Origin of the sequence: uncultured Pseudacidovorax sp., assembly GCF_913773995.1 — a bacterium.
Lineage (GTDB): Bacteria > Pseudomonadota > Gammaproteobacteria > Burkholderiales > Burkholderiaceae_C > Xenophilus.
In genome coordinates this window covers 23,337-35,841 of the sequence record NZ_CAJYES010000145.1, presented here as the reverse complement: position 1 = coordinate 35,841, position 12,505 = coordinate 23,337, and the positions used below count along the sequence as shown (strand labels likewise).

Sequence of the window (12,505 nt, the reverse complement as noted above, 5' to 3'; positions counted from 1 at the left end):
CGTCGATTTCGTCGTACTTCTTGGCTTCGCCGCCGAACTTGGCCGACAGCACCGTGGCGATGGCCGCCGTCAGCGTCGTCTTGCCATGGTCCACGTGACCGATGGTGCCCACGTTCACGTGCGGCTTGGTGCGTTCAAACTTGCCTTTTGCCATTGTCTGGACTCCGAATACAACTTAGACCACATGTACATGGACTTGTGCAGCCGGCTGCCGCACCATCCCTGCAATCGTTGGTGCCCTTGGCGGGAATCGGACCCGCGACCTCTCCCTTACCAAGGGAGTGCTCTACCACTGAGCCACAAGGGCAACTAGAAAACCGTCGCTCAACGTTTGATGAAACCGCGTGGAGCGGGAGACGGGAATCGAACCCGCGTCATCAGCTTGGAAGGCTGGGGTTCTACCATTGAACTACTCCCGCATCGTGACACTTCGATGCCGACATCGACATCAGGGCCTCGCACGAAAATCGCTCGGCAACTTTCATCATTCGCTGGTGGAGAGGGCTGGATTCGAACCAGCGTAGGTATAAACCGGCAGATTTACAGTCTGCTGCCATTAACCACTCGGCCACCTCTCCGGCGAACCACAGACTATAGCACCATCCACGATGGCTGGCGAGTGCGAGTCAGAAAATTTTTTGCATCCACGGCGCATGGGATGACAGCAGAGGCGGACGAATGCCACTGCCAGGGTTTTTGCTGCACTGCACAATTGCCGGATGAGTGCCACCACCCTTCCTCTTGCTTCCCGCCGGCCCAAAGTCAATCTTGCGCTGCAGGGCGGCGGCTCGCACGGGGCCTTCACGTGGGGCGTGCTGGATGCACTGCTTGAAGATGGCCGCCTCGGCATCGACGGCATCAGCGGCGCCAGCGCTGGGGCGGTCAATGCCGTGGCCCTGGCACACGGGTTCGCAAAGGCCGGCGATGCGGCCGACCCGGGCAGGACGGCTGCGCGTGACCTGGCGCGCCAGACGCTCGAGCGCGTCTGGCGTCGGGTGGCTGGCGCAGGTGCGCCTGGCGCCCTGGCCTCGCAGTTCATGCGCATGCTCTTCGGCCAAGCCCCGGGCCTGTCGCCACTGACCACGGACCCATGGGCCTCGCCGTACCAGTTCAACCCCCTCGGCATCAACCCGCTGCGCACGCTGCTGGACCAGGAAATCGACTTCGACGCCCTGGCCACGCTCGACAGCCCGCGCGTCTACGTTTCCGCCACCCAGGTGCGCACCGGCCGCGCGCAGATCTTCCACGGCCAAGGGCTGACCCTCTCGGCCGTGATGGCCTCAGCCTGCCTGCCGACCATGTTCCAGGCGGTGGAGATCGACGGCGAGCCTTACTGGGACGGCGGCTACTCGGCCAATCCCGCCCTGCTGCCACTGATCGAGAACTGCGACAGCGCCGACATCGTGCTCGTCCAGCTCAACCCCCTGCGCCGGGCCGAGACGCCACGCACGCCGCACGACATCGCCCAGCGGGTGGACGAACTGGCATTCAACGCGAGCCTGATCGCGCAGATGCGCAGCATCGACTTCATGCAGCAGTTGCTGGCCGACGGCCGCCTGCAGGAGGGCCGGCAATTTCGCCAGCTGCGGCTGCACCGCATCGACATCGACAGCGCCCTGGACGACCCGCTGCCCTCCTCGACCAAGCTCTCCACCGATATCGCCATGATCGAGCAGCTCTTCGAGCGCGGCCGGCGCGCAGCCGTGGACTGGCTGGACCAGCACTTCGAGGACGTGGGCCGCCGCACCACCATCGACATCCAGGCCGATTACGTGGCTGGGGCGCCCTTGCCGACCGGGCCCGTGGCCGATCCGGCGCCAAGGCGGCGCACCGCCTGACGCTCAGCCGTCTCGATCCGGCGCCGCGCCTTCCGCGGGCGCCGTCGCGCGTTGCGCATCGCGCCATGCCCGTGCCTGGCCGAAATGCCCGCAGCCAATGAACGGCACCGGCGGCCGCAGCGCAGACAGAGGCGAAGGATGGTTGGCCATCAGCAGCTTGTGCCGTCGCCCGTCGATGAAGCTGCGCTTGCTCTGGGCATGCGATCCCCACAGCATGAACACCACCGGCCGCTCGCCCTCGGCCACATGGCGGATCACCGCATCGGTCAGCACTTCCCAGCCACGACCCGCGTGGCTGGCGGGCTGACCTTCCTCCACCGTGAGGCAGGTGTTGAGGAGCAGCACGCCCTGCTCCGCCCAGCGCACGAGGCTGCCGCCAGGATTCGGAAACTTGGGCGGCGGCGTACCCAGATCGCGCTCAAGCTCCTGGAAGATGTTGCGCAGCGAAGGCGGCAGGCGCACGCCCGGCGCCACCGAGAAGGCGAGCCCCTCCGCCTGGCCGCGGCCGTGGTAAGGGTCCTGGCCCAGGATGACCACGCGCACCGCCTCCGGCGGCGTAAGCTCCAGCGCGCGCAGCGGCCGGGGCGGAAAGATCACCGCGCCTGCGTCGAGCCGCTGCTGCAGGAAGCCGAGCAGGCCCCGTCCTTTGTCGCTCGCGAAGAAGCGGTCGACCAGCGGTCTCCAGCCTTCGGCCACGGCCCAGTCGGCCGGATCGGCGGATTGCAGTTGGGTGGCTGCGCCCGTCTGGGTCATCGCCGCCCCGCTCACTGCGCGAACAGTTCGGCCAGCGCCTCGCCCGGCTCCGGCGCGCGCATGAAGCGTTCGCCGACCAGGAAGGCGTTCACGCCGCCTTCTCGCAACTGCTGCACGCCCTCGCGCGTGGCGATGCCCGATTCGGTGACCAGCAGGCGCTCCGCCGGCACCATGGCCTTCAGGTCCAGCGTGGTCTGGATCGACACCTCGAAGCTGCGCAGGTTGCGGTTGTTGACACCGACAAGCGGCGTGCGCAGCTTCAGGGCGCGCTCCATCTCGGCCGCATCGTGCACCTCGACCAGCACCGCCATGTCCAGGCCCAGGGCGATGGCCTCGAAGTCGCGCATCTGCGCATCGTCCAGGCAGGCGGCGATCAGCAGCACGCAGTCGGCCCCCATCGAGCGCGACTCGTAGATCTGCCAGGCGTCGACCATGAAATCCTTGCGCAGCACCGGCAGGTCGCAGGAGGCCCGCGCCTGGCGCAGGTAGTCGGCGCTGCCCTGGAAGAACTGGCGGTCGGTCAGCACCGACAGGCAGGCGGCCGCCATCTCGCCGTCACCCATGGCATAGCTCTGGGCCAGGTCGGCGGGAATGAACTCGCCCTCGCGGATCACGCCCTTGCTCGGGCTGGCCTTCTTGATCTCGGCAATCACGCCAGCCTGGCCGGCGGCGATGCGGCGGCGCAACGCGCCCACGAAGTCACGCGTGAGCACGCGGCCTTCGGCATCGGCGCGGATGGCTTCCAGCGGCACGCGCTTGCGGGCGGCGGCCACTTCCTCGTGCTTGACGGCCACGATCTTGTTGAGGATGTCGGACATGGGTGCGTTCTCTCGGTGAGTCGGGATCAGGCCGCGGCAGCGGACGTGGTGAACTGGACCATCTGCGCCAGCCGCGCCTTGGCAGCGCCGCTGTCCAGCGCCTCGCGCGCGCGCTCGATGCCGGCGCCGATGGAGTCGCTGACATTGGCCGCATAGAGCGCCGCGCCCGCGTTGAGCAGCACGATGTCGCGCGCGGCGCCATGCGCGCCCTCGAGCACGCCCATCAGCACCGACTTCGATTCCTCCGGCGTCTGCACCCGCAGGGAGCGCAGACTCGCCATGCGCAGGCCGAAGTCCTCGGGATGCACCTCGTACTCGCGGATCTCGCCGTTCTTCAGCTCACCCACCATGGTGGCGGCGCCCAGCGAGATCTCGTCCAGCCCGTCGCGGCCGTACACCACCAGGGCATGCTCGGCGCCCAGGCGCTGCAGCGCGCGCACCTGGATGCCCACCAGATCGGGGTGGAACACGCCCATTAGGATGTTGGTGGCACCGGCCGGGTTGGTCAGCGGCCCCAGGATGTTGAAGATGGTCTTGATGCCGAGTTCGCGGCGGATCGGCGCCACGTTCTTCATCGCCGGATGGTGGTTGGGCGCGAACATGAAGCCGATGCCCACCGCCTCGATGCTGCGCGCGATCTGTTCTGGCCCAAGATTGATGTTGACGCCCAGCGACTCCAGCACGTCGGCGCTGCCGGACTTGCTGCTCACGCTGCGTCCGCCATGCTTGCTGACCTTGGCGCCGGCTGCGGCGGCGACGAACATCGAGCAGGTCGAGATGTTGAAGGTGTGCGAACCATCGCCGCCCGTGCCCACGATGTCGACCAGGTGCGTGCGGTTCTTGACCGGCACGTGCAGCGCCACCTCCCGCATCACCTGCGCCGCGGCGGTGATCTCGCCGATGGTTTCCTTCTTGACGCGCAGGCCGGTGATCAGCGCCGCCGTCATCACGGGCGAGGCCTCGCCGCGCATGATGAGGCGCATGATGTGGAGCATCTCGTCATGGAAGATCTCCCGATGCTCGATGGTGCGCTGGACGGCTTCCTGGAGCGTGATGGGCATGGCGGTGTCTGCTTTCTCGAAGTCGGAAGGAAGAAGGGACAGGAGGTGCGGAGATTCAGCGCGAAGGCGCATCGCTGAAGGCAAGCTTGAGGCCGAAGCCCAGCACCATGAGGCCCGCGGCACGCTCGGCCCAGCGCAGCACGGCGCCTGCGCGATCGAGGCGGCGTGCCAGCCAGGCCGCGAGCGCGGCCCAGCCGATGCAGACCCACAGGGCGTTGAAGTTGAACAGCAGACCGAGCAGCAGGAACACCCCGGCCGGATGCGCCGCCGCCGGATCGACGAACTGCGGCACGAAGGCCAGGAAGAAGAGCGCCACCTTCGGGTTGAGCACATTGGTCAGGAAGCCGCCGCGGAAGACACGCGCCAGCGGCTCGGTCTGCGGGCTCTGCTGCGCGGCCAGTCCGGCCTGCAGGGCGCCCGGCCGGCGCAGCATCTGCAGGCCGATCCACACCAGGTAGGCCGCGCCGACCCACTTGAGCACGGCGAAGGCGGTGGCCGAGGTCGCCACGATGGCGCTCACGCCCACGGCCGCCGCGACGATGTGCACGCAGCAGCCGGCCGTGATGCCCAGCGCCGCCACCACGCCCGCGCGCCAACCCTGGCGCAGCGCATGGCCCACGATGTAGAACACGTCCACACCCGGCGTGAGGTTCAGCAGCAGGCCGGCGAGCACGAAGGCCAGCAGGTGCGGCAGGTCAGGCATGGAAGTAGTCCTTCATGGCCGCGACGGCCTGGTCCACGCCTTCCTCGTCCACATCGAGATGCGTCGCGAAGCGCAGGCGATAAAGGCCCGTCGCCAGCACGCCGCGCGACTTCAGGAAGTCCATCAGCCCCGCGCCGCGCTCGCGTGCCGGTCCTTCAAGGTCGACGAACACCAGGTTGGTATGCGGCGCCTCGACCTTCAGGCCGGCGATGCCGGCGAGGCCGTCCGCGAAGCGCTTCGCCAGCGCATGGTCGTCGGCCAACCGGTCGATGTGGTGGTCCAGCGCATGCAGCGCTGCCGCGGCCAGCATGCCGGCTTGGCGCATGCCGCCGCCGGCCATCTTGCGCACCCGGTGCGCGCGGGCGATGAACTCGCGCGACCCGCACAGCGCCGAGCCCACCGGCGCGCCCAGGCCCTTGCTGAAGCACACCGACACGCTGTCGAAGCATTGCGCAATGCGCCGGGCCTCGGTGCGTGCGTCGCCGCCCGTGACCTTGGCCTGTGCGACTGCGGCGTTGAAGAGGCGCGCACCATCCAGATGGCGCGACAGGCCGCGCGATTGCGCGAGCGCGGTGGCCTGCTGCACATAGTCGAAGGGCAGCAGCCGGCCGCCGAGCGTGTTTTCCAGCGCCAGCAGTCGGGTGCGCGCGAAGTGCGCGTCGTCCGGCTTGATGGCGGCCTCGATGTCGGCCAGCGCCAGCGTGCCGTCGGGCTGATGCTCCAGCGGCTGCGGCTGGATGCTGCCGAACACCGCGGCCCCGCCGCCCTCCCAGCGGTAGCAGTGCTGCATCTGGCCGACGATGTACTCGTCGCCGCGCTGGCAGTGCGCCAGCAGCGCGCACAGATTGCTCTGGGTGCCGGTGGGCACGAACAGCGCAGCCTCGAAGCCGAGCATCCCGGCGATGCGCGCCTGCAGCGCATTGACCGTCGGATCGTCGGCGAAGACGTCGTCGCCCACGGGTGCCGCCACCATGGCCTGGCGCATCGCCGCGGTGGGGCGGGTGACGGTGTCGCTGCGCAGGTCGATGGGGGCGGTGCGGGTCATCAGGCGGGCTCCAGGAAGTTCTTCAGCATGGCATGGCCATGCTCGGTCAGGATGGACTCGGGATGGAACTGCACGCCCTCCATCCGCACCGCCTGCGGCAGCTCGGTGTGGCGCACGCCCATGATCTCCCCGTCGTCGGTGCGGGCCGTGACGGCCAGCACCTTCGGACAGCTGTCCGCCTCGATGGCCAGCGAGTGGTAGCGGTTGACGGTGAAGCGCTCGGGCAGGCCGTCGAAGACGCCTTCGCGCGTGGTCGTGATCTCGCTGACCTTGCCATGCATCAGCTGCCGGGCCCGCACGATCCTGCCGCCGAAGGCCGCGCCGATGCTCTGGTGGCCCAGGCACACGCCCAGGATGGGCAGCTTGCCGGCGAAGGCCTGGATGGCCGGCACCGATACGCCCGCCTCGGCCGGCGAGCAGGGGCCGGGCGAGATCACCAGCCGGCTCACGCCGGCGGCGATGCGCTCGCCGATGCCCTCCAGCGTGATCTCGTCGTTGCGCACCGTCTCCACCTCGGCGCCCAGCTCGCCGAAATACTGCACCAGGTTGTAGGTGAAGGAGTCGTAGTTGTCGATCATCAGCAGCTTCATGGCGCTCACTCCAGGCCTTCTTCCACCAGCTCTGCCGCACGCAGCAGCGCGCGGGCCTTGGCCTCGGTTTCCTTCCATTCCAGCTCGGGCACCGAGTCGGCCACCACGCCGGCCGCGGCCTGCACGTGCAGCACCTGGTCCTTGATGACGCCGGTGCGGATGGCGATGGCCAGGTCCATGTCGCCGGCATAGCTGATGTAGCCGCAGGCGCCGCCGTACAGCCCGCGCTTGGTGGGCTCCAGCTGGTCGATCAGCTCCATGGCATGCACCTTGGGCGCGCCGGTCAGCGTGCCAGCCGGGAAGGTGGCCTTGAACACGTCGATGGCGCCCATGCCGTCCAGCAGCGTGCCCTCGACGTTGCTCACGATGTGCATCACGTGGCTGTAGCGCTCGACCGCGAAGGCCTCGGTCACCTTCACGCTGCCGGTCTTGGCGATGCGGCCGATGTCGTTGCGCGCCAGGTCGATCAGCATGACGTGCTCGGCGCGTTCCTTGGGATCGTTGACCAGTTCGACCTCGGCGGCCTTGTCCAGCTCCATCGAGGCGCCGCGCGGCCGGGTGCCGGCCAGCGGGCGGATGGTGATCTTCTGCGCACCGTCGCCGGCCTGCTCCTGCCGCACCAGGATTTCGGGCGAGGCCCCGACGACGTGGAAGTCGCCGAAGTCGTAGAAGTACATGTAGGGGCTGGGATTCAGCGAACGCAGGGCACGGTACAGCGACAGCGGCGACTCGGTATAGCGCTTGCTGATGCGCTGGCCCACCTGCACCTGCATGAAGTCGCCGGCGGCGATCAGCTCCTTGGCCCGCTCCACCGCCGCCAGGTAGTCGGCCTTGGCGAAGGGCCGCTCGGCCGGATGCGCCTGCGTGGGCTTGACCTGCGGCGCGGCCACCGAATAGCGCAGCAGCTCCTTGAGCTCGCGCAGCCGGCGCTTGCCGCGGGCATAGGCCTCGGGCTGCGACGGGTCGGCATAGACGATCAGGTAGAGCTTGCCCGACAGGTTGTCGATGACCGCCACCTCCTCGCACTGCAAGAGCAGGATGTCGGGGCAGCCGATGGTGTCGGGCGGACAGGTCTTCTCCAGCTTCTTTTCGATGTAGCGCACCGCGTCGTAGCCGAAGTAGCCGGCCAGGCCGCCGCAGAAGCGCGGCAGGCCGGGCCGCAGCGCCACCTTGAAGCGCTTCTGGTAGGCCGCGATGAAGTCCAGCGGGTTGCCGCTGGCGGTCTCCACCACCTGGCCGTCGGTCACGACCTCGGTGCGGGCTTCGTCGCCGAAGCCGCTGGCGCGCAGCAGCGTGCGTGCGGGCAGGCCGATGAAGCTGTAGCGGCCGAAGCGCTCGCCGCCGACGACGGATTCGAGCAGGAAGCTGTGGCGCCCGCCGCCTGCGGCACCATGGCCATGGGCCAGCTTGAGGTAGAGGGAGAGCGGGGTTTCGAGGTCCGCGAAGGCCTCGGTCATCAGCGGGATGCGGTTGAAGCCCTGGCTGCTGAGGCTCTTGAACTCGAGTTCGGTGATCACGGGGTTTCTCCTGGCCGGCGGGCGCTCCTGTGGCCCATGCGGCGGTTCATTCGATCTGGAGGAGGCACGGCGAGCGAGGCATCGGCCGGGCCAGGCGTGCGCAGCCGCGAGGGCCGCGCGATCAGGCGGTCAACGTCTTTGGCTTGCGCCAGGGCCAGGCTCCCCGGCAGCCTTGCCCCGTCTGGATGACGTGATGAATGAACATGAGAGGCGGCGAGTGTAGCCGAGGGCCTGCGGGCGGCGACCGTTTGCGCAAGCGTTCGTCAGGGGGCCGTGGCGCCGGTGCCGAAGCGCAGGTCCGCCAGTGAATCCAGGTACGCATCGGCCGGCACCTCGCGCACAGGGCGGCCGTGGTTGTAGCCGTAGCCCACCAGCACCACGCGGCAGCCGGCGGCGCGCGCCGCCTGCGCATCGTTGCTGGAGTCGCCGATGGCCAGCGTGCGTCCCGGTGCGCTGCCCAGGGCCTCGCAGGTCAGCAGCACGGGCAGCGGGTCGGGCTTCTTGCGCGCGAAGCTGTCGCCGCCGAAGACGTGGTCGAAGAAGCCGTCCAGCCCCTTGGCCGCGAGCAGTGGCCGCGCGAAGGCGAGCGGCTTGTTGGTGAGGCAGGCCAGGCGCAGGCCCTGCGCGCGCAGCGCCGCCAGGCCCTCGGCCACGCCGGGGTAGACGGTCGAGTGCCGGCCGTTGATGGCGAGGTAGTGGTGCTGGTAGCGGGTCCAGGCGTGCCCGAACAGCGCCTCGGGCGACGGCGCCCCCACCTGCTGCAGCACCGCGCGGATCAGGTGCTCGGAGCCCTTGCCCACCAGCGTGCCGATGACGTCCGCCTCGATGGGCGGCAACGACAGGTCCTGCAGCATGCCGCCCAGCGCGGCGGCGAAGTCGCCCAGGGTGTCCACCATCGTGCCGTCGAGGTCCACGATGGCGGCGTCGAGGGAAGAGCGGTCGAAGAAGGGGGCGGTCACGGACAGGCAGGGTCGAAGTCGGGCCTGCGACTGTAGCGCCCGACGCCTTGCTCTGCCCCGCTGCGCTGGAGGCCGTGGCCGGAACGGCCTCGACGCTGCGCGCCTCAGCCGCTCACGCTTCGGTGAGGGACTGGGCTGCGACGACGGCTTCGGTCCGGTTGCGCACGTTGAGCGCACGGAAGATGGCCGCCAGATGGATCTTTACCGTGCCCTCGCTGATGCCCAGGCTGCGGCCGATCAGCTTGTTGGGCTTGCCCTGCGACAGCAGTTGCAGCACCTCGACCTGCCGCTCGGTGAGCACGTTGCGCAGATGCTCCAGCGTGGGCGCCGCCGACGGCGCGGAGACGGCGCGCACCTGCGACTCGCCGCCTGCATGCGGCGCCAGCCCGCCGGGCAGGGCCGACAGCATCATGGGCGGCACGTAGACGCCGCCGGCCAGCACCAGGCGCACGGCCGAGAGCATGACATCGGGCGAATAGGCCTTGGGAATGAAGCCCAGTGCTCCGCGGTCGAGCACGGCGCGCATCATGGCCGGGTCCTCGTAGCCCGAGACCACGATCACGGGCACCGCCGGATGGCGGCGCCGCAGTTCGTCGATGTGGGCGTACTGGTCGGCACCCGGGATGTTCAGGTCGATCAGCGCCAGGTCGACGTCGTCGGTGGCCAGCGAGGACAGCTCGGCCGCCGTGGTGGCCACCACGAACTCGACGCCTTCTTGCAGTTCGGCCAGCTTGGCCTTCATGGCCTCGATGACCAGGCGGTGGTCTTCGGCGATCAGGATTCTCATGGCGTGCTCGATGGAGATGTGCGCGCGCCGCATTCGCCGAGGCCTGCACCCCGCGATGCCCTCGCGCCGCCGCCGCCTGCCCTCGCAGGCGCGAAAGCTGGCAGCGTAGCGCCTAAGCCCCCCGCCAGCAAGGCGCCACCCCTGCCCGAAAGGCATAGCTCCGTCGCCCTATGGTCGCCCCGCAGGCGCGTCGCCAAGATGGGCTGCACATGCGATCCGGACCCACGGTTGTGCACGAAGGCCCATGCCGCGCCTGTTCGACTTCTATGCGCCGCTCTTCTCGTTCGGGCTCGCCCTGCAGGCGCAGGCCGCGGCCGCGCGCGAGCCTGCGCAGGCGAGCCGGCTCGCACGCGAGCAGCTGATGCGCGCACGCAGCCAGGCGCTCGACGCGGGCCATGCGCTGGCCCAGGTGGAATCGGCCACCTTCGCGGTGGTCGCCTGGCTCGACGAGGTGCTGGCGCAGTGGCCGCAGGGCGCGGCCGACTCGCTGCAGTTGATGCTCTTCAATTCGACCACCGCCGGCACCGAGTTCTTTCATCACCTCTCCGCCCTGGGCCCCCACGATGCGCAGGTCCGCGAGGTCTACTGGTATGCGCTGGCGCAGGGCTTCCACGGCCAGTACCACTTCGAGCGCGGGCAGGACGCCGGCATGCTGGCCCGGCTGAAGGCGTTGCATGCGGCCCAATTGCCGCTGGCCCCGATCCGGCCTTCGGCATGGGGCGCATGGGCATCGGTGCCGAGCGTGCCCGGAGTCGCCGTGCCACCGGCGCGACACGCCCGGCCATGGCGGTTCGCCGTCCTTGCGGCGGCCATGGCGTTCGTGGCCCTGGCCTGCGCCGCGCTGATGCCCTGCGTGGACGGCTGACCATGCCCCCCTGCCTGGCCCTCGGCCTGCTGGCGCTGCTGACGCTGCTGCTGTCCGGGCCATGGTGGCGACGCGAAGGCCGGCAACGCTGGGCGCGCGGGCGGCGCCTGGCACGCTGGATCCGCCATCAGGCGGCGCGGGAGCGCCCAAGCAGCGCCGAGATCCGCGCGCTGCGAATGGCGCTGCCCCGCCGGGGTGTCGCCGGCCGGCTGATGGGCATCGGCGATGCCCAAGCCGCGCCTTTGTCGCTGCTGGGCCCACGCGGTGAAGGCGATGCCTCACCCTCTGGGTTCTGGGAAGCGCGCGAGGCGGATGGCATGCTGCTGCTCAGCCTCACGCTCCCTTCTGCCGAGGGTCTGGATGCTGGCGCGCGCCGGCTGGCCCTGTGGCCCCATGCGCTGCAGGCCCTCGCCCGCCGCCACCCGGCACAGCCACTGCAGGGGCTGGTGCTGTGCATGGCCGCCGCAGACCTGCTGCGCGAGGGCGCGGAGCGCACCACGCGCCTCGGACGCATCACGCAGCTCGCGCACCAGGCCTGCGGCGGCCTGGGCGCGGCGCTGCCGGTGCACCTCGTCGTCACGCAGATGCAGGCCTTGCGGGGCTATGCCGGTTTCGAAGCGCTGCTGCCACCCGAGGCTTTCCGCCAGCCCTGGGGCATGCGCCATCCTGGCGCCAGCCACGCGGCGCGGCCGCAAGACCTGCTGGACCCCCTCTTCGAGCCGCTGATGGAGCGCCTGGAGGCTCTGCGGCTGGGTGTGATGCTCGACGCGCCGCCCCTGCCGATGCGGCGCGACATGCACGAATTCGTCGAGCAGGTTCGCAGCCTGCGGGCCGGCCTGTGCCAGTGGCTGGACATGCTGACCGACGGCGAGCCGCTGGCGCCGCTGCCGCGCTGGCAGGGCCTGTTCTTCACGGCGTCGCGGCCCGAGGCGGCCTTCACCCAGGGACTTCTGGGTCGGATGGCCGACCTGCCCACCCGCTGAGCACGGCGCGGCGGTGACGCGTCTGCCCTCAGGGCGCCGTCGGCTCGATGCGGATCTGCCGCGCGCCGAAGGTCACATCGAGCTTCACCGGCTTGCCCGGCTCCACCGGCCGAACCTCGCGCCAGCGGGCCCGTTCCAGGTCTCGGTAGGCGGCCATGAAGGCCAGCGCCTTGGCGTCGGCCGGCAGCGTCATCTCGATGCGACGGACGTCGCCGGGCCGAAGGAGCACCTCCTCCTTCTGCACCTGGTCGGCCGCCAGCGTGGCCTGGTCCTTCTCGAAGAGGGTGAAGAAGTCGGCCGCGTCGAAGGCCTGCGACGCCTTCAGCGCATACACGCGCACAGTGACTGGCGATGCGCGTCCGCGTGCATCGGGATTCACATCGGCGCCGCCCTTGAGGCTGAGCACCACCGGCGTGACGACGGGCTTGGGCGGCGGCGGAGGCGGCGCCGCACAGCCCACCAGCAGCAGTGGAACGAGCGCCGCACCGGCAAGAAGACCACGCCCCAGCGAGCGCCGCGCAAGGCGGCCATAGGACGAACGTTGGGGGGATGGCGCCTGCATGCTATTTCCTTCGTTGCATTGACC

The 12,505-nt window shown here is 69.6% G+C and carries 14 protein-coding genes and 3 tRNA genes; 3 read left to right on the top strand and 14 right to left on the bottom strand.

The genetic code is table 11. From position 1 onward, the window contains the following. The 4 genes from QZ772_RS13610 to QZ772_RS13595 all read right to left on the bottom strand — a co-directional run. Window positions 1–154: GTP-binding protein (locus tag QZ772_RS13610; protein WP_295527109.1), on the bottom strand; the 154-nt coding region annotated here is incomplete at its 3' end. A 78-nt stretch (window positions 155–232) separates the two neighbouring features. After that, window positions 233–307, bottom strand: a tRNA-Thr gene (locus QZ772_RS13605). A gap of 38 nt (window positions 308–345) precedes the next feature. Next, window positions 346–419: transfer RNA gene (locus QZ772_RS13600), tRNA-Gly, on the bottom strand. 73 nt (window positions 420–492) lie between these two features. Beyond that, window positions 493–578: transfer RNA gene (locus QZ772_RS13595), tRNA-Tyr, on the bottom strand. 141 nt (window positions 579–719) lie between these two features. Here QZ772_RS13595 and QZ772_RS13590 point away from each other — a divergent pair. After that, window positions 720–1,838 carry a patatin-like phospholipase family protein gene (locus tag QZ772_RS13590; protein WP_295527099.1) on the top strand — a complete coding sequence of 373 codons (1,119 nt, stop codon included), beginning with the start codon at window positions 720–722 and terminating at the stop codon, window positions 1,836–1,838. A 3-nt stretch (window positions 1,839–1,841) separates the two neighbouring features. Here QZ772_RS13590 and QZ772_RS13585 read toward each other — a convergent pair whose 3' ends face one another. The 9 genes from QZ772_RS13585 to QZ772_RS13545 all read right to left on the bottom strand — a co-directional run bounded on the left by QZ772_RS13585 (window position 1,842) and on the right by QZ772_RS13545 (window position 10,071). Further along, window positions 1,842–2,591 carry a uracil-DNA glycosylase gene (locus tag QZ772_RS13585; RefSeq protein ID WP_295527096.1) on the bottom strand — a complete coding sequence of 250 codons (750 nt, stop codon included), beginning with the start codon at window positions 2,589–2,591 and terminating at the stop codon, window positions 1,842–1,844. An 11-nt stretch (window positions 2,592–2,602) separates the two neighbouring features. Continuing rightward, entirely contained in the window at window positions 2,603–3,409 is an 807-nt protein-coding gene (gene trpC, locus QZ772_RS13580; protein WP_295527093.1) for an indole-3-glycerol phosphate synthase TrpC, read from the bottom strand. 26 nt (window positions 3,410–3,435) lie between these two features. Further along, window positions 3,436–4,470: an anthranilate phosphoribosyltransferase gene (gene trpD, locus QZ772_RS13575; RefSeq protein WP_295527090.1), complete on the bottom strand. Its 1,035-nt coding sequence runs from the start codon at window positions 4,468–4,470 to the stop codon at window positions 3,436–3,438. A gap of 55 nt (window positions 4,471–4,525) precedes the next feature. Beyond that, a complete protein-coding gene (locus QZ772_RS13570; protein WP_295527087.1) occupies window positions 4,526–5,173 on the bottom strand; it encodes a LysE family translocator in 648 nt (215 codons plus the stop codon). After that, the gene (gene ltaE, locus QZ772_RS13565) at window positions 5,166–6,218 is read right to left on the bottom strand and encodes a low-specificity L-threonine aldolase (protein ID WP_295527084.1); all 1,053 of its coding nucleotides are present in this window, start codon (window positions 6,216–6,218) and stop codon (window positions 5,166–5,168) included. Before ltaE ends, QZ772_RS13570 begins: the two co-directional genes overlap by 8 nt. Beyond that, a complete protein-coding gene (locus QZ772_RS13560) occupies window positions 6,218–6,808 on the bottom strand; it encodes an aminodeoxychorismate/anthranilate synthase component II (RefSeq protein ID WP_295527106.1) in 591 nt (196 codons plus the stop codon). Before QZ772_RS13560 ends, ltaE begins: the two co-directional genes overlap by 1 nt. A gap of 5 nt (window positions 6,809–6,813) precedes the next feature. Next, the gene (locus tag QZ772_RS13555) at window positions 6,814–8,325 is read right to left on the bottom strand and encodes a chorismate-binding protein (RefSeq protein WP_295527081.1); all 1,512 of its coding nucleotides are present in this window, start codon (window positions 8,323–8,325) and stop codon (window positions 6,814–6,816) included. Between the two features lie 263 nt (window positions 8,326–8,588). Next, complete coding sequence (gene gph, locus QZ772_RS13550) at window positions 8,589–9,284, bottom strand: phosphoglycolate phosphatase (protein WP_295527079.1); 696 nt, start codon at window positions 9,282–9,284, stop codon at window positions 8,589–8,591. Between the two features lie 112 nt (window positions 9,285–9,396). Beyond that, window positions 9,397–10,071 carry a response regulator transcription factor gene (locus QZ772_RS13545; RefSeq protein WP_295527076.1) on the bottom strand — a complete coding sequence of 225 codons (675 nt, stop codon included), beginning with the start codon at window positions 10,069–10,071 and terminating at the stop codon, window positions 9,397–9,399. Window positions 10,072–10,315: 244 nt separating this feature from the next. Here QZ772_RS13545 and QZ772_RS13540 point away from each other — a divergent pair, with 244 nt between their 5' ends. Both QZ772_RS13540 and QZ772_RS13535 read left to right on the top strand, forming a co-directional pair. Then, window positions 10,316–10,936: a DotU family type IV/VI secretion system protein gene (locus QZ772_RS13540; protein WP_295527074.1), complete on the top strand. Its 621-nt coding sequence runs from the start codon at window positions 10,316–10,318 to the stop codon at window positions 10,934–10,936. A 2-nt stretch (window positions 10,937–10,938) separates the two neighbouring features. Continuing rightward, window positions 10,939–11,919 (top strand): type VI secretion system protein, encoded by a 981-nt coding sequence (locus QZ772_RS13535; RefSeq protein WP_295527072.1) that lies wholly within the window; start codon window positions 10,939–10,941, stop codon window positions 11,917–11,919. 28 nt (window positions 11,920–11,947) lie between these two features. Here the strand turns inward: QZ772_RS13535 and tssJ are convergent, their stop codons facing one another. Beyond that, a complete protein-coding gene (tssJ, locus tag QZ772_RS13530; RefSeq protein WP_295527071.1) occupies window positions 11,948–12,481 on the bottom strand; it encodes a type VI secretion system lipoprotein TssJ in 534 nt (177 codons plus the stop codon). Between the last annotated feature and the right edge of the window lie 24 nt (window positions 12,482–12,505).

Bases quoted from the DNA above. Each gene is read 5' to 3' on its own strand.
- QZ772_RS13545 (WP_295527076.1), bottom strand. From the start codon at position 10,071: ATGAGAATCCTGATCGCCGAAGACCACCGCCTGGTCATCGAGGCCATG.
- QZ772_RS13535 (WP_295527072.1), top strand. From the start codon at position 10,939: ATGCCCCCCTGCCTGGCCCTCGGCCTGCTGGCGCTGCTGACGCTGCTG.
- QZ772_RS13540 (WP_295527074.1), top strand. From the start codon at position 10,316: ATGCCGCGCCTGTTCGACTTCTATGCGCCGCTCTTCTCGTTCGGGCTC.
- ltaE (WP_295527084.1), bottom strand. From the start codon at position 6,218: ATGACCCGCACCGCCCCCATCGACCTGCGCAGCGACACCGTCACCCGC.
- QZ772_RS13560 (WP_295527106.1), bottom strand. From the start codon at position 6,808: ATGAAGCTGCTGATGATCGACAACTACGACTCCTTCACCTACAACCTG.
- QZ772_RS13570 (WP_295527087.1), bottom strand. From the start codon at position 5,173: ATGCCTGACCTGCCGCACCTGCTGGCCTTCGTGCTCGCCGGCCTGCTG.
- tssJ (WP_295527071.1), bottom strand. From the start codon at position 12,481: ATGCAGGCGCCATCCCCCCAACGTTCGTCCTATGGCCGCCTTGCGCGG.
- QZ772_RS13585 (WP_295527096.1), bottom strand. From the start codon at position 2,591: ATGACCCAGACGGGCGCAGCCACCCAACTGCAATCCGCCGATCCGGCC.
- trpC (WP_295527093.1), bottom strand. From the start codon at position 3,409: ATGTCCGACATCCTCAACAAGATCGTGGCCGTCAAGCACGAGGAAGTG.
- trpD (WP_295527090.1), bottom strand. From the start codon at position 4,470: ATGCCCATCACGCTCCAGGAAGCCGTCCAGCGCACCATCGAGCATCGG.
- QZ772_RS13590 (WP_295527099.1), top strand. From the start codon at position 720: ATGAGTGCCACCACCCTTCCTCTTGCTTCCCGCCGGCCCAAAGTCAAT.